Consider the following 16,356-nt stretch of genomic DNA (forward strand, 5'->3'; position numbering starts at 1 on the left):
AGTTCGAGTGTTTTTCGATACAAAAATGTATCGAGGACAAGAAAAATTAAAACTAAAAACGGTTCTCGATACATTTTTTATTCCGTTTCCCTCCACAAAAAACACTCGAACTGACGTTTTTGGAGTTACTTTCTTATTTTTCTTGATTTTTGCCTCAATCGGTTATTCACAAACGTTGTCTTTAAAGGACGCTATTAAAACAGGCCTTGAAAATTACGGATCGATCAGAGCAAAAACCAATTATACGAATGCTTCACGGGAAACACTAAAACAGTCCAAACGCGATTACCTGCCCAACCTTAATTTATCGGCACAGCAGGATTACGGAACCGTAAACGGGCAAAACGGTCCGCTTTATGGCTTCGGAGGATTGGGAGTCGCTTCATCAGGATTGCCGCTTCCGGAACAAAACTGGAATTCGGCTTTTGGGGCGCTTTATTTAGTAAATATGAACTGGGATTTTTTCACTTTCGGAAAAGCAAAAGAAAAAATCAACCTGTCTAAAATTGACGTTCAGGCCAAAGAAAAGGATCTGAATCAGGAGAAATTCCAGCTGGAAATTAAAATCTCAGCCGCTTATCTCAATTTACTGGCAAGCCAAAGATTACTCATTTCACAACAAAAGAATTTAAACCGCGCCGAAGTTTTCAAAAGAACCGCAGCAGCCAGAGTTAAAAACGGATTACTGGCCGGAGTGGATTCGACTTTGGCTACAGCCGAAGTTTCGAAAGCTAAAATGGCGTTGAATCTGGCTAAAAATTTCATTAAAGAGCAAAACAATAAACTGGTCGATTTAATGGGCGTTACGCCTCAGGATTTTGTCACTGATACCCTTTTTGTTACGCAGATTCCGAAAGCCTTATTATTGGCCGAAAAAACAACTGACAGCCTCCACCCGTTATTGCAATTATATAAAACCAGAATCGATTACAGCAATCAGCAGACGAAATTATACAAGCGATTTTATTATCCAACCATGAGTGCTTTTGGGATTTTGCAGACAAGAGCCTCGGGGTTTGACTCGGCTTACGCAACAGACCAGACAGCCTTTAATCGAAATTACTGGGATGGCGTAAATCCAGATCGTACCAATTATTTGATTGGAGTTGGAATTACGTGGAATCTGACCACACCGTTCCGAATGAGCAAACAGGTCAGCGCAGAAAAATTTGTTTCTCAGGCTTTGCAGGAAGAATACAATCAGGCCGACAGGGAATTGAAGTCGCAATTGAATTTTGCCGAGGATAAAATAAAAATCACACTGGAAAATTATGCAGAAGCACCCATTCAGGTCAATGCAGCGCAAAGGGCATATCTGCAAAAATCGACTTTATACAAAAACGGATTGACAGATCTTACCGACCTGACCCAGACGATTTACACGCTAAACCGCGCCGAAATCGACCGTGACATTGTCAATAATAATGTGTGGCAATCATATTTGCTAAAAGTAGCCGCAACAGGCAATTTTGACTTATTTATAAATGAATTTTAATTATAGCGCCTAATGAATTTAATACGTTTTGCACTCCGCAAACCCATCTCCATATTAGTATTGGTGGCCGGTTTATTTTTCTTCGGAATTGGTGCCATCAAAGACATCAAGGTAGATATTCTTCCAAAGATGAATTTGCCGGTAATTTATATTGCGCATCCTTTTGGTGGTTACACACCGGATCAGATGGAGGCTTATTTTGCCAAAAATTACGTGAACATCCTCCCTTTTGCCAATGGTATAAAATCGGTAGAAACCAAGAACATTCAGGGGTTAATGATTATGAAATTAACCTATTACGAAAACACCAATATGGCGCAGGCTGCTGCCGAATTAGGAGCGCTTTCGAACCGGATTCAGGCGGCTTTCCCTCCAGGAACTCAGCCTCCGTTTATCATTCGTTTTGATGCTTCGTCATTACCAATCGGACAATTGGTTTTGAGCAGTAAAATACGTTCGAACAACGAATTGCAGGATTTAGCGAACGTTTATGTACGTGCGTCGTTTACTTCGATTCCGGGTTTATTATCTCCAGCTCCCTTTGGCGGAAGCCCAAGAACAGTCGAAGTTAATGTAGATCCTGATTTATTGCGTTCACATAATATGACGCCCGATCAGATTGTGGAAGCGATTCGTATCAACAATCAGACGGCTCCATCCGGAAACGTGAGAATTGGCGATATCAACTACATTTCGCCAACCAATAATACGATTAAAGAAATTAAGGATTTTGAGCAGATTCCGTTGTTTAAAGGCGGGGTTCAAAATCTGAAATTAGGTGATGTAGCCACTGTTAAAGACGGTGCCGATGTGACCAACGGATATGCTTTGGTCAACGGAAAACGTTCGGTTTATATCAGTATTGCAAAGGCCGGAGACGCTTCGACCTGGGATGTGGTTCAGAAATTAAAGTCGGAATTGCCTAAAATTCAGAGCACACTTCCTGAAGATGTACAATTATCATACGAATTTGACCAGTCGGTTTATGTCATCAACTCGGTTAAAAGTTTGATTACCGAAGGAATCATCGGAGCGGTTTTAACCGGATTAATGGTTTTATTATTCTTAGGTGACAGGCGTGCAGCGTTAATCGTAATCCTGACCATTCCAATTTCGATTATTTCGGGTGTTTTATTCCTGAAATTATTCGGACAAACCATCAATTTAATGTCTTTAAGCGGACTGGCGCTGGCGATTGGAATTCTTGTGGATGAAAGTACCGTAACTATTGAAAATATCCACCAACATCTTGACATGGGCAAACCAAAGGCACTTGCAATTTGGGATGCCTGTCAGGAAATTGCGTTGCCAAAATTATTGATTCTGCTTTGTATTCTGGCGGTTTTTGCACCTGCCTTTACGATGGTCGGAATTCCGGGAGCTTTGTTTTTGCCGTTGGCTTTGGCGATTGGATTTTCGATGATTATTTCATTTTTATTGTCGCAGACATTTGTACCTGTAATGGCCAACTGGCTGATGAAAGCGCATCCAAAACACGAACATACACCTGAAATTACAGACGATGAAGCCGAATTTAACGCTTGCGGATTAACCCCGGAATCTGAAAAACAACTGATTACTCAAAAAAAGGATTATGTTGAAAGAACGGATACGGATGGAAACGGAAAAATAAGTGCGTTTGAACGATTCCGAATCCGATTTATGCGAACATTGGACCGATTGTTTCCGTTCAAAAAAGCAGCTGCTTTAACGTATTTGATTTTAGCTACGACGCTTGCCGTTTTATTTATATCATTTATTGGAAAAGATGTTTTCCCGAAAGTAAATTCAAGTCAGTTTCAGCTGAGAATGCGTGCTCCCGACGGAACTCGTTTGGAACGTACCGAAGAAAAAGCCATTTTGGTACTGAAAGAACTCAAGAAAATGGTCAGAAATGAACATATCGGAATATCTTCTGTATATGTGGGTCAGCACCCATCACTGTTTTCGATTAACCCAATTTATTTGTTCATGGCAGGCTCGCATGAAGCTGTTTTTCAGGTGAGTTTAAAAGAATATCATACCGACATGGATGATTTTAAAGACGAATTCAGAGCGAGAATCAAAAAAGTGCTTCCTGATGTCAAACTAACTTTTGAACCTATCGAATTAACGGATAAGGTTTTGAGTCAGGGGTCTCCTACTCCAATCGAAATCCGAATCGCAGGGAAAGACAAAAAACGAAATGAATTATATGCGAATCAAATCGTTGAAAAATTACAGAAAATAGACTATTTCCGTGATGTGCAGATTGGTCAGCCGATTCATTATCCGGCGATGAACATTGATATTGACAGAACCCGTGCTGCCGAATTAGGCGTGGATATGAATGACATTTCACGTTCGCTGATTGCTTCGACCTCATCATCGCGATATACTGAAAAAAATACGTGGATTGACGAACGAACCGGTTTATCTGTAAACGTTCAGGTTCAGGTTCCGTTAAACCAAATGAAAAGCAAAACCGATATCGGTGAAATTCCGGTATTGAAAAACTCGCTTCGTCCAGTTTTAAGTGACGTAGCCAAAATTACACCCGGCTTTGTGAGCGGTGAAAATGACAATTTAGGGGCAATGCCATACATTACAGTTACAGCAAACATCAATCAAACCGATTTGGGGACGGCAGCGAAAGATGTTAATGCAACAATCCGTTCATTAGGCGAATTACCACGTGGCTTGTTTGTCACGCCAATTGGACTGAGTAAAGTATTGGAGGAAACATTAAGTAGTTTACAAGTAGGATTATTGGTTGCCATCTTTGTAATCTTCTTAATGTTGGCCGCTAATTTCCAGTCGTTCAAGGTTTCGCTGGTGATTTTAACCACAGTTCCGGCGGTAGTTTTAGGAGCGTTGTTAATGCTGACGATTACAGGTTCAACCTTAAATTTACAATCCTACATGGGCATCATCATGTCCGTTGGGGTTTCGATTGCGAACGCCGTTTTACTGGTTACCAATGCCGAACAATTGCGAAAAATAAACGGAAACGCCTTAGAGTCGGCCCGTGAGGCTGCAGCACTGCGTTTGCGTCCAATTATCATGACTTCGGTGGCGATGATTGCCGGAATGTTACCTATGGCAATCGGTCATGGCGAAGGAGGCGATCAGGTTTCTCCGTTGGGAAGAGCCGTAATTGGCGGACTATTATTTTCGACCTTTGCCGTATTATTGATTTTACCGTTGATTTTCGCCTGGGCGCAGGAACATACCACGACACAATCTGTTTCTCTTGATCCTGAAGACGAAGAAAGCATTCATTATATTTCATCTTTAAATAAGTCTAAAGTGAAGAGTGAAAAGTAAAAAGTTATAAGTCGAAAGTCACTTGGTGGTGCAAGTTCTTCGACAGACTTTTATCTTTTCCTTTTATTTTATTAAATAAGAAATCCGTTGGGTGTAATTATTAAAAACGTCAGTTCGAGTGTTTTTTGTGCAGAGAAACGGAACAAAAAATATATCGAGAACCGTTTTTAATGATAACTTTTCTGTTCTCGATACAATCCCGATGAAAAATCGGGATCACTCGAACTGACGAAAAATTATCATCCAAAACTAATTATACCCAACAGTTTAAATAAGACATTATATCATATTTTATATAAAACCAAAAAATGAAAACTAAAATTATAAAATACAGCCCGCTGTTTTTTGCAGCATTATTTTTCCTGAACAGCTGTAATTCCAAAAAGGAAGAAGTGGTTACGGCAGCAATCGAACCTAAAACAGAAACGTTTCTTTTAGAGAAAGAAAAACTGACTACCGAATTGCGTTTACCGGCCGAATTAACCGGTTTCCAACAGGTAGATTTGTATGCCAAAGTGAGCAGTTTCGTAAAAACATTAAAAGTAGATATTGGTTCAAAAGTAACCAAAGGACAGCTTTTGATTGTTCTGGAAGCTCCGGAAATCAGTTCACAACTGGCTGCAGCCGAATCAAGGCTGAAATCTATGGAAGCGATTTATGCGACCAGCAAAAGTACCTACAACCGTTTGTACGAAACGAGCAAGGTCGAAGGAACGATTTCTAAAAACGACCTGGAAATGGCTAGCGGAAAAAAGAACTCTGACTACGCACAATATCAGGCAGCCGTTGCAGCGCATAAAGAGGTAAAAATCATGAGAAGTTATCTTGAAATCCGTGCTCCGTTTGATGGAGTTGTGGCATCCAGAAACGTGAATTTAGGAACCTTTGTTGGTCCTAGTTCAAGTTCGCCATTATTGACGATTCAGCAGCAAAACAAATTGCGTCTGGCAGTTTCTGTTCCCGAATTGTACACCGGCTATTTACACAATGGCGACGAAATGAGTTTTAACGTAAAATCATTGCCGGAAACGTTTAAAGCGACAATCACCAGAATGTCAGGAGCATTGGATTTGAAATTACGTTCTGAACGTGTCGAAATGGATGTGCACAACACCAAAGGCAATTTATTACCCGGAATGGTAGCCGAAGTTTTATTGCCGCTTAACGCGAAAGACAGTACGTTTGTAGTACCAAAATCGGCTTTGGTGAGTTCTGCCGAAGGGATGTTTGTCATCAAAGTGGTCAATCACAAAGCCACAAGAGTGGATGTAAAAAAAGGAAGGGAAATAGACGATAAAATTGAAATATTTGGAGACCTGAACCCGAAAGACAAACTGATAAAAATCGCCAGCGAAGAAATTAAGGAAGGCGATGTCATAAACGAATAACCTGTACGCTTTAATTAATTATTGATTTGTTTGAAAGTGCTGTAAGACTTAGGTTTTGCAGCATTTTTTTATGGAGCTGATTCCTGCTATCATTCCAATCTTTTGTGCCGAACCCCGGCACAAAAGGATTTTCCCTTCTATCAGGGCTAGGGTTTTTGGTTTCATAAAACCGTTATTGTAAAATAATACTTTAAAGATTTATTTGATGAATTTTCGTTATAAATAAATTATATTTGAAAAAATAATACGAACCAAAACATGCGCATAACATACCAATTTGGAATAAAACATGTTGAATTTATTCGCATATAAATTAGTTGTGTGCAAGCTTAAAAACAACATTATGAAAATAAAGAACTTTTTGAAAAAAATATGGAATGAAAAAATGTTTAGAATTATTACTTACTCAATATTATTCCTGACAATATTCCTTTTATTTTTTGAAATTATTTACAAAATATATTGTGAAGGAAAATTAAGTAATATTGAAATTTCTTTTTTTGTTACAACATTAAAAGATTTATTTAACATTTTATTCTTTGGTGGCGTTTTAACAATTACAATTTTAAGTTATTTACAAGCAAAAAAGTCATTGTTTACACCGATTAAAACTGAGACTTTTAAAATGCAAATTAAAGCATTTGAAGAAATATTATTATTCTTTCAAAATAAAGGTGAAACAGATTTTACAAATCAATTTGATATTGATAACATTTTGAAAATAAATGCACAACTTTTACAATTGGATTTTATTGAACATTTTTTTAAAAAGGAAATAGAAATCGATGCTGAAAAAGTTGATGAAATGCTCAAAAATTCAGCAGGTTCAGTTGTTACGCAAAAGTTTATGGAAAAGCATTTTACTAAACCTAATTACCACGAAAAAGAAAGCAAAAAAGAGAAAATTGAAATTACAAATCCAGCAATAATTTTGAATGAGTGGAATGAATATGAATATGGTAAAATTGATTTCACAATTAAATATAGTGAGGAAATTGAGAAATTAAAAAACTTGTCAGCCTCACCTCTTTTACCTGAAGAACTTAAAGAAAAAATAAATGAATTTGAAAAGAAAATTCACGAGAACCTAACATTAGTTGGAAAAGTACTGACCGATATTTCTAAAGAACTGCCAACAAAATTCCCAAATAGTGAATCTTTGAAAAATTTTAATAGTGTTGGTATTTGGAATACATATAATTCAGAAATGAACAAAGTTGAAAATGATGCAGAAGATATTCTAAAATATATCAGAAAATATCTAAAGATAGATGAATTAATTAAATAAATAAAGCCAGCACACAACAGCAAGGGATTCGTTGCGTGCGTAGCACGAACAATGAAGCCCCGCTCCCGCACGAATCCTTTCGTGTGGCTTTTGAAAACCAGATTTTCTTATACCTCAAAAAGCATTCTAAATATTACTATATCACCATAAAAAAACTAAATTTCTAATGTAGCCCCGATGGCAGGGAAAATCCTTTTATTTTTTCCTTTAAAAAATAAAAGATTGGAAGGACAGCAGGACTAAAAGCTATTATCAGGACCAATTTTCTGCTTCTAAAAATAATGAAAACCTCTTTGGTGCTTATTTGCAACGAGTACAAAATGATAAAATTTAGGTTTCAAAAGCCACACGCCACACGAAAGGATTCGTGCGGGAGCGTATATAACTTTTAAAAACAGAGTTTTATACTTAAAACATTCTAAATAAAACTACATCATCAATAAGACCTTTCTGTCCTGAATAATCTATAGCACTACTATACACATAATCTTCAGGTTTATATACTAAGCCAGCTTCTACCGGATTATTATGCACATAGTCTATTTTTTGCTGAATTACTTTATTGCTCCACAACTCTATTGGTTTGTTATCATGACGCCAGAATTGGTAATGTTTTACATTTGAACTCTTTTGGGCTTCTTTTCTGAAAAAATCCAACAGAAATTCTTTTCGACTCTCTTTTGGATTTTCCTGTATGCTTTTTACTATTGAATTACTGGTAAACCTTTTTAAGTCACCCACTAATAACTCAGGTTTTTGTCCTTTTATACTACGAAAAACCAAATGTACATGATTACTCATAATACACCATGCATGAATTTCTAATCCTTTGTTTTTTTGACAATAGACAATGCTTTCAATAAACAAATCTTTATATTCATTTCGGGTAAATACATCTAACCATCCCACAACTGCAAAACTTATAAAATACAATCCTTCAGGATTATGAAATTTGTAATTTCTACTCATTGATAAAAAAAATAAGATTATTCTGTAAATATATATCGTTGTTTTATATATGACAAACAATTACTTATAATCTATAAGAAAATTAGATTTCAAAAGCCCACACGAAAGGATTCGTGCGGGAGCTCGGGTTTTTTTTGACAATAGACAATGCTTTCAATAAACAAATCTTTATATTCATTTCGGGTAAATACATCTAACCATCCCACAACTGCAAAACTTATAAAATACAATCCTTCAGGATTATGAAATTTGTAATTTCTACTTATTGATAAAAAAAATAAGATTATTCTGTAAATATATATCGTTGTTTTATATATGACAAACAATTACTTATAATCTAATAAGAAAATTAGATTTCAAAAGCCCACACGAAAGGATTCGTGCGGGAGCTCGGGATTAAGTATAAATATGTAAACTTATTTTAGGACGAGACACACGAAAGGATTCGTGTGGGAGCTCGGAGATTATATTTTTTTTTAAAAATCGTCATTTTTTCGATACTTTTAGTCGCACTCGAAAAATCGATTTTTGCCTGTTAATCATTTAATCCCATAAACATCTAATTGTGAGTCTGTCAATTTTTCAACATACAACTTTTTGTCAGACAAAATTAATTTCCCATATCCCACGCCATCTTTATTATTATTGATTCCCAAAACTTTTGGCTCTTGGTTTACAATTTTTAAGTCTTTAGAATAGAGTTTATTACTGGATTCTAGTGTATAGTAAATAATATTATCCTTGATATCAAATCCTCTAATTTTACTTTCTTTTTCTTGCTTAGGAACTGTGTAAACAATTGAAGATTCTTCTGATGGCTTATTTAAATCAAATTTTCGAATCTCATCAAAAGATGAAAAATACAAGAATTGACCTACCATTCTCAAATTTTTAGGTACAATGTAGTCACCTGTGGCGATTAATTGATGGGTAGTTGATGGATTAAATTCGTAAAAATTATTAAGAGCCGAATAGGCATCAATGCTTGATGTATAATATAATTTACCTGAATTTTTACACAATTGTGATCTAGAAGTTCCTCTGATAGGATAGGTAGCTTTTACTCCTTTAGAAATAGAGTTCAAATCGACTTGTTTGATATCGTCAGAAATAGTCCAACCATAAAGACCTTGATAATATAAATTGTTGCCAATTACTTTTAGTGTATAAGGCCAGTGTTCATCATCTTCAATTATAAACTCTGCTGTGTTTGCATCTGAGTTAAGGTTAATTCTGTAAATACCGATTTTATGAATAAAATAAAGATATCCATTCTCAACATCAAGGTCATTAATTGTAGCAGGAGAACTTACTGAAGAAGAAAAGTCAATGGTTTTAATATAACTCTTTGGTTCCTCAGGCTTTGGTTCCTCAAGCTTTGGTAAATCTGAGTCGTCAGTTGTATTGCAACTGAATAATAAGAAAAACAAAGAAAGTAATGTTAATGCAGTCTTTTTCATAGTTGTACTATTTGTTTTATTGTTGTTTTAGTTTAATTTGTAATGTTCGCAGTAATATTCATTTTAGCAGGTTTAACTAAATCGTTTATCGCATCGTGTCCGGTAAATTTTGTATAAAAAACAGCTGTAGTTTTGTATGGACCGACTGGCAAATTACCCTTAACTTGAACATTTACGCCAGCACTTTGATTAGGTATGATACCATCTCCAATAAAAGTCATACTCGAAGTGATAAGGTTTGAGGTTGTATTTGGTATTAAATTTTCATAGGTAGTTGCTGCTTGAAATCTTAATTTATGGTTTCCCACATTTCTCCAATCGATAATGGCTGTAAAATTTGTAGAAGAAGTTGAAGCAATTATATTAGGTGTTGTGATATCTGTATTTGTAAATTCTACGGGATCTTTCACATCAACAAATACATTGACCGATTTTAACCTGTTATTTACTTTGTCTCTTAAAACAATTATAAAACTTTTTGGGTAAGCAAAATCAAAACTGGTTGCTACAGCTGGATATGGAGTATTCACATCTGAGAGCGGGATGGAAGAGTCTTGGGTATAGAATACTTCTTCTGCATCAAATGTAGCAGTTGGTTTTAAATTTGAAAAATCAGTCCCTTTAGGTACAAATAGATAAATGACTTGTCTGTTTGCATTTTCGTCAAAGCGTCTTTCAATAGTTACATCATTAGGCAATTGCGGATTTTTACTTTTTTCAAATTTAAAATCACCGACTGTTAATGTAGATGGTGTTGGTGTTACTTCTTTTTTAATATTTACTGTGTAATGTAATAATTCTTGCGAATTATCCAACACATTTACAATAGTATGTACGTGATTTTGTGTTTCATAATTCAGCATTGTACTGTTACCTGGTAGAATAGCAAATTTGCTTAGGTTTAATTCATTTGATGTAATGGAAGAAGCAATTCCGTTCAAAGAAACAGTGTTGGGTACAACAATATCAATCTTCCCAAATACCGTTTCTTTATTATTTACAATACTGGGTTGTGTAATATTGATTGAAACGGGCGTAATGCCAAATAATCGGAAGTTATTCAGTTTAGCATCTTCAAGATTAATTGAATTTTGATTCGGATTCGGATTCGGATTGACACTATCATCTTTACTACAACTTATAAAGATTGCAGTAATTGTCAGAAGGATTAGAGCAGTTATTGTTCTTGTTTTTATCATTTTTTAAATATTAATTTGCTGTTCGTTGTTCTTTTTTCTGTTAGTGATTTTTAGCTTTTTGAATACAATAAGAGGTGATATTTTGAATTTGATTATTATCATCAAAATCATATACATTACAAGCTGAAACAAATGCAACTCGTTGTTTATTAATTCAAAACAAAACTTCTTCAACATATAAACTAAGTTATTTTTTTATAAATTTAGTCGTATGACCTTCTTCTAATTCCATAAAATACACTCCATTATTCAGGCTTTGAACATCAATTTTTTCATTATTAGAAACAGTGCCATTAGACACTTTAGCTCCCGAAATACTAAATATATTATAGCTTACTGTTTGTGATAAACCCGAAACAGAGATAAAATCTTTAGTTGGATTGGGAAATACTAGTATGCTCTTGTCTAATAAATAAGTCTTTGTACTTAAAACGGGATTAAAAGAAGCAAAATCTTCCCATATATAGGCTTTTTTATAGTCATCAACGTTACCCGGAGAAGCAACATTTAACGCAACATTTTTTAAATTAATATTTAAAAAAACTAAGTTATCTATAATTAAAGGACTTGCCCAGCCAACATTTACTGACTTCAATGCTGTACAGTTTTTAAAAGCATAAGGACTAATACTTGTAACCGAATTTGGAATACTTAAAGACGTCAGGCCAGTACAATCTGTAAAAGCAAAATAACCAATACTCGTAACCGAATCTGGAATACTTACAGACGTTAATCCTGTGCAATTAGAAAAACTATCATGACCAATACTTGTAACCGAATTTGGAATACTTACAGACGTTAACCCTGAACAATAAGCAAAAGCATTATTACCAATACTTGTAACCGAATTCGGAATACTTACAGACGTTAACTTTGAACAATAACCAAAAGTAAAAATACCAATTTTTGTAAGAGAATTTGAAATATTTACAGACTTCAATGCTGTACAGTTTTGAAAAGCATTATGACCCATACTTGTAACCGAATTTGGAATACTCAAAGACGTTAATCCTTGACAATAATTAAAAGCTCCCTGACCAATACTAGTAACCGAATTTGGTATACTTAAAGAAGTTAGTCCGGAACAACCATTAAAAGCACCATCACCAATACTTGTAACCGAATTTGGAATACTTACAGACGTTAATCCTGAACAATTAGAAAAAGTGCCAGCCTCAATACTTGTAAGAGAATTAGGAATATTTAAAGAGGTTAATCCTTTACATTTAGAAAAAGCATAATCGCCAATAAATGTAACCGAATTTGGAATACTTACAGACGTTAATCCTGAACAATCTATAAAAGCATTATGACCAATACTTGTAACCGAATTTGGAATACTTACAGTCGTTAATCCTGTACAATTAGAAAAAGTGTCATTACCAATACTTATAACAGTATACTGAATACCCGCATTAGTAATAGTACTGGGAATATTTAAAATCCCTGTTGGCTTAGAATCGTATCCGCTTATACTTGCAGTTGATCCAGATAATATAGTATATTTTAAGTTGTTGACTGTGAAGGTTTGTGCACTAGCTAAAGTAGTCATTAGTATTACTAGTAAACTTAATAACTTAAAGGGGACTTTTTTTTTCATAAAATGGATGTTATTTTTTTTAAAATTACAAGTCTTGTATCCTAAAAAAATCATTATGAATAGTGATTTTTTACTTTTCATAGTTAACTTTTTTAACTTGAATTATTTTTCTATTGTAAAGGTTTAGTTTTTAGATTTTGCCCAGCACTTTCTGCCATTCGTTTTGTCGGGTTAATACGTTAATTCATTCAACAGAATATCACAACTACTGAATCAACAACGTATTATCTTATCCATGTATTAATTATTGAAGTAAAAACCATTTGGTCGCACACCTACAGTTAATTCTTTTTGCAAAGTTCCAGTTAAATTATACACATAAGCTTTACTGTCTAACTTATAATCTCCACCATCTGCCAAATAAATACGATTATTATTAACAGCAAATCCATAAAAAGCTTCTGTAGGAGCTGTTACAATTGGTGTCGTTGTAGCCTGTGTCGCATTAGTATTTATGGCGTAAACCGAATTTTTTACAGTGTAGTAAATTTTATCGTCATAAATATCCATAAAGCTAGCTTCGCCTAAAGCTTCAGGGAATGTGATTCTAGAAATAGTATTGTCTGCTATTTTTACTTTTACTATTTTGTTTTTGCTTTTTTGGAAATAATTGTTTGTTAAAATATATATAATTCCATCTTTTTCCTCCATCGAAAGTGCATCAGTATATGCTTCGGATGTAATTACTATTGGCGTTTCTAAAGATTTTGTGGCAATATCTACAACAAATAACAATAAATTTAAATTGTCATTATTGTTTATAAACTCCGTCATATATAATTTACCATCCTTTTCAATAATTCTGTCAGCTGATGCATTCAAATCAATTTTAGATTCATATTTATTTGTGGCTAAATCAATAACAGCAATATAATCATCTCTATCATCATTATCCCAAGCGCCTCCCCAACCAATATATTTATTAGAATTGATCACATAAGCCTTACCATCTTTTACTACTCCATATCTAGGTTGTTTAAGACCTGTGTCAATTTTAGCTATTAATTTAAATGTATATCTATTAACAACAGTTATAACATCTGATGCTCCGGCAATAATATAAGCATTGTCGCCGTTAAAAAAGATACTTGTAGCATCCTTTCCAAGCAAATCACTTCCATTTTCTGCAGTATAGGCATCTTTTGTAAAAACCCCAAAATCATTACTAGAGAATGATACTGTTCCCTGACCTGCACCTCCTTCATTTAGGATAAAAAATCCATTGGAATAATCTCCATTAGCGGTGTTTTTTTTGTTATCAACTTCATTTTTAACGTCATTTTTAACGTCATTTTCAACTTCATTTGAACACGAGATAAATAACGAAATACCAAACGCTATTAAAAGTAAATTGCTAATTTTCATAATATTAAAATTTTAAAATTAAATACATATTGAAATTTCGACCTGTCATAGGTCTGTTTTCTGGGCTTTCATAATTTTCATTGAAAACATTTAAAACCTGAAAGTCTAGTTTAAAAGAATCTAAGAGCTTAAAATCATAATTGATTCCTAGATTGGAAACGGTATCATCATTTATGATTTCATCTGGTTCATTATCAGCTCTGGTGTAAACAAAACCATTATATAAAAATTGATGACAAGATGTTATTCTATTTCTGGAATAAGAAACGGATACTCTAACCTTATCATAAGGAACAATGAAAAGCTGGTTTCCGGTTGCTAAATCTTCAGACACTGAGTCGTTTTTAATTATGGTTGCTTTTTTCTACTATTTCCATAAACAATGAATATTGTCTTTTCAAAACTACAAATCTTGAATACTAAAAAAATCATTATATATAGTGATTTTTTATTTCACATATTTAGCTTATAAAACTGAAAGCTTTTTAGTAGAGCCTTTGATCATTTTAAATGATGGCTTAAAAACCAATGTTTTATAGAGTTTCAGAACTCTTTTTTATGTAAAGACTACCGCTTTGGTTAGTAAAGTTTCGGTTTTCTAATTGTAACACCAATCATAATTAGCCAAACAATCCAAATTATCCATTTAGGAAAAAGTTGGATTTGGGCAAAAGCCGATGTCATCATTATTGTCCAGACAATGGTAAATAATTGCCCGATATGTTCCCCTAAAACGACACCACCTATCAAAAAATAAAGGAATGATTTTAAACGTTTATGTAATTATGTGTAATTACACTTTCAATTACAAAAAAAATGCAAGACCAAAATTGATCCTGCATTTTTTTGTGTAACCTGATAAAACTAATTAATCTTTTTACACTGTCTGACGCTCGTGTTTTCCTTCTTTAATTTCTTCGACCATTTTTTTATTAAAAGCCGTTAAATCATTCGGGTTACGGCTGGTCACCAATCCGTTGTCAACGACTACTTCTGCGTCTTCCCATTCTGCGCCGGCGTTTTTTAAATCGTTTTTAACCGAGAAGAACGAAGTTACTTTTCGGCCTTGCAAAACATCAGCATCTACGAGAATCTGAGGACCATGACAAATAGCCGCTACTGGTTTTTTACTTTCAAAAAAGGAGCGTACAAAATGTACTGCTGCCTCTTCTCTTCTCAATAAATCAGGGTTTATAACACCTCCCGGAAGAACCAAAGCATCGTAATCGGCTTCATTTGCCTGATCTAATGTTACATCAACATTATATTCTTTGCTCCAGTTACCGTCTTTCCAGGATTTGATTGTTCCTGATTTCAAACTGATAATATCGGCATTCCAGCCCTGCTCTTCCAGATAAGCTTTAGGCGATGCTAATTCTGATTCTTCAAAACCGTTTGTGGCTAATATGGCTATATTCTTTTTCATAATTTTAAAATTTAATGTGTTATTAATTTGATTTATCTAAAATTACTTATTCGGTTAGCCAATCAAAAACAGACCATGTTAAAGCTTTCTTTACTAAAAGTTAATTAATTACTATTCAGATCATTATTAAAAATTAAAGTAAAATTATATAAGATTGATTTCTATTTTATTTAGTAGAGGGTTATATGATTAAAGTCCGACCATAAGATATTTCGAAAAACGGAATCTTGTATTAAAGGCATCATTTCATTTTCACAGGCTTTTATAAAAGTAAATATCATTTGTAAGCAAATTTTCATATTTTTGAATTAAAATAACATACTGTAAATCAAACCAATATTTTATTTATTCGCCAATTATTGAAAAATACAGCTAAAATGAAAAATATACCAACATTGTATGAATGGGCAGGCGACATGAAGACTTTTGAAACTTTATTTTCGAAATTTTACGAAAAAGTACTCAATGACGAAATATTGGGCGAAGTCTTTAAAAACATGTCTCCTGATCATGTAGAACACGTAGCACATTTTGTTGCTGAAGTTTTTGGCGGTGAAAAATTATATACTTCCAATGACGATGGCAGCCATGCAAAAATGATTGGAAAACATATTGGCAAAATGCTGACAGAACAAATGAGACAGCGCTGGGTTCATTTGCTTCTGCAAACTTCAGATGAAATTGGATTAAAAAGCGACCCTGAATTCCGTTCGGCTTTCGTTGGTTATATCGAATGGGGCACGCGTCTGGCTGTTATAAATTCTCAGCTGACAGAAAATCCAACAGACTCAAACGACCCTATGCCAAAATGGGACTGGGGCGCAACTGGCGGTCCCTATATCAATTAAAAAATTAAAATC

At 34.3% G+C, this 16,356-nt stretch carries 12 protein-coding genes; 5 read left to right on the top strand and 7 right to left on the bottom strand.

What is annotated here, in order from left to right:
* Nucleotides 1-25 precede the first annotated feature (25 nt).
* From ACNC7R_RS14060 to ACNC7R_RS14075, 4 genes are all read left to right on the top strand, one after another.
* The gene (locus ACNC7R_RS14060) at nucleotides 26-1,495 is read left to right on the top strand and encodes a TolC family protein (RefSeq protein ID WP_417941698.1); all 1,470 of its coding nucleotides are present in this window, start codon (nucleotides 26-28) and stop codon (nucleotides 1,493-1,495) included.
* Nucleotides 1,496-1,507: 12 nt separating this feature from the next.
* Nucleotides 1,508-4,801 (top strand): efflux RND transporter permease subunit, encoded by a 3,294-nt coding sequence (locus ACNC7R_RS14065; RefSeq protein WP_417941699.1) that lies wholly within the window; start codon nucleotides 1,508-1,510, stop codon nucleotides 4,799-4,801.
* 308 nt (nucleotides 4,802-5,109) lie between these two features.
* A complete protein-coding gene (locus ACNC7R_RS14070) occupies nucleotides 5,110-6,189 on the top strand; it encodes an efflux RND transporter periplasmic adaptor subunit (protein ID WP_417941700.1) in 1,080 nt (359 codons plus the stop codon).
* A gap of 625 nt (nucleotides 6,190-6,814) precedes the next feature.
* Nucleotides 6,815-7,477 carry a hypothetical protein gene (locus ACNC7R_RS14075; protein WP_417941701.1) on the top strand — a complete coding sequence of 221 codons (663 nt, stop codon included), beginning with the start codon at nucleotides 6,815-6,817 and terminating at the stop codon, nucleotides 7,475-7,477.
* A 408-nt stretch (nucleotides 7,478-7,885) separates the two neighbouring features.
* Here ACNC7R_RS14075 and ACNC7R_RS14080 read toward each other — a convergent pair whose 3' ends face one another.
* From ACNC7R_RS14080 to ACNC7R_RS14110, 7 genes are all read right to left on the bottom strand, one after another.
* On the bottom strand, nucleotides 7,886-8,446 hold the full coding sequence (locus ACNC7R_RS14080) for an REP-associated tyrosine transposase (RefSeq protein WP_417941702.1): 561 nt from the start codon (nucleotides 8,444-8,446) through the stop codon (nucleotides 7,886-7,888).
* Between the two features lie 539 nt (nucleotides 8,447-8,985).
* Complete coding sequence (locus ACNC7R_RS14085) at nucleotides 8,986-9,906, bottom strand: hypothetical protein (RefSeq protein WP_417941703.1); 921 nt, start codon at nucleotides 9,904-9,906, stop codon at nucleotides 8,986-8,988.
* Nucleotides 9,907-9,938: 32 nt separating this feature from the next.
* A complete protein-coding gene (locus ACNC7R_RS14090; RefSeq protein WP_417941704.1) occupies nucleotides 9,939-11,105 on the bottom strand; it encodes a hypothetical protein in 1,167 nt (388 codons plus the stop codon).
* Nucleotides 11,106-11,292: 187 nt separating this feature from the next.
* A complete protein-coding gene (locus ACNC7R_RS14095) occupies nucleotides 11,293-12,705 on the bottom strand; it encodes a leucine-rich repeat protein (protein ID WP_417941705.1) in 1,413 nt (470 codons plus the stop codon).
* Nucleotides 12,706-12,945: 240 nt separating this feature from the next.
* Nucleotides 12,946-14,070 carry a YncE family protein gene (locus ACNC7R_RS14100; protein WP_417941706.1) on the bottom strand — a complete coding sequence of 375 codons (1,125 nt, stop codon included), beginning with the start codon at nucleotides 14,068-14,070 and terminating at the stop codon, nucleotides 12,946-12,948.
* A 4-nt stretch (nucleotides 14,071-14,074) separates the two neighbouring features.
* A complete protein-coding gene (locus ACNC7R_RS14105) occupies nucleotides 14,075-14,404 on the bottom strand; it encodes a hypothetical protein (RefSeq protein ID WP_417941707.1) in 330 nt (109 codons plus the stop codon).
* A 543-nt stretch (nucleotides 14,405-14,947) separates the two neighbouring features.
* On the bottom strand, nucleotides 14,948-15,496 hold the full coding sequence (locus ACNC7R_RS14110) for a type 1 glutamine amidotransferase domain-containing protein (protein ID WP_417941708.1): 549 nt from the start codon (nucleotides 15,494-15,496) through the stop codon (nucleotides 14,948-14,950).
* 377 nt (nucleotides 15,497-15,873) lie between these two features.
* Between ACNC7R_RS14110 and ACNC7R_RS14115 the strand changes: the two genes are divergently transcribed.
* Complete coding sequence (locus ACNC7R_RS14115) at nucleotides 15,874-16,344, top strand: group II truncated hemoglobin (protein ID WP_417941709.1); 471 nt, start codon at nucleotides 15,874-15,876, stop codon at nucleotides 16,342-16,344.
* The last annotated feature ends 12 nt before the right edge of the window (nucleotides 16,345-16,356 follow it).

Origin of the sequence: Flavobacterium adiutor (assembly GCF_048282555.1) — a bacterium.
Lineage (GTDB): Bacteria > Bacteroidota > Bacteroidia > Flavobacteriales > Flavobacteriaceae > Flavobacterium.

Bases quoted from the DNA above. Each gene is read 5' to 3' on its own strand.
- ACNC7R_RS14065 (WP_417941699.1), top strand. From the start codon at position 1,508: ATGAATTTAATACGTTTTGCACTCCGCAAACCCATCTCCATATTAGTA.
- ACNC7R_RS14085 (WP_417941703.1), bottom strand. From the start codon at position 9,906: ATGAAAAAGACTGCATTAACATTACTTTCTTTGTTTTTCTTATTATTC.
- ACNC7R_RS14080 (WP_417941702.1), bottom strand. From the start codon at position 8,446: ATGAGTAGAAATTACAAATTTCATAATCCTGAAGGATTGTATTTTATA.
- ACNC7R_RS14090 (WP_417941704.1), bottom strand. From the start codon at position 11,105: ATGATAAAAACAAGAACAATAACTGCTCTAATCCTTCTGACAATTACT.
- ACNC7R_RS14060 (WP_417941698.1), top strand. From the start codon at position 26: ATGTATCGAGGACAAGAAAAATTAAAACTAAAAACGGTTCTCGATACA.
- ACNC7R_RS14115 (WP_417941709.1), top strand. From the start codon at position 15,874: ATGAAAAATATACCAACATTGTATGAATGGGCAGGCGACATGAAGACT.
- ACNC7R_RS14110 (WP_417941708.1), bottom strand. From the start codon at position 15,496: ATGAAAAAGAATATAGCCATATTAGCCACAAACGGTTTTGAAGAATCA.
- ACNC7R_RS14100 (WP_417941706.1), bottom strand. From the start codon at position 14,070: ATGAAAATTAGCAATTTACTTTTAATAGCGTTTGGTATTTCGTTATTT.
- ACNC7R_RS14075 (WP_417941701.1), top strand. From the start codon at position 6,815: ATGCAAATTAAAGCATTTGAAGAAATATTATTATTCTTTCAAAATAAA.
- ACNC7R_RS14070 (WP_417941700.1), top strand. From the start codon at position 5,110: ATGAAAACTAAAATTATAAAATACAGCCCGCTGTTTTTTGCAGCATTA.
- ACNC7R_RS14095 (WP_417941705.1), bottom strand. From the start codon at position 12,705: ATGAAAAAAAAAGTCCCCTTTAAGTTATTAAGTTTACTAGTAATACTA.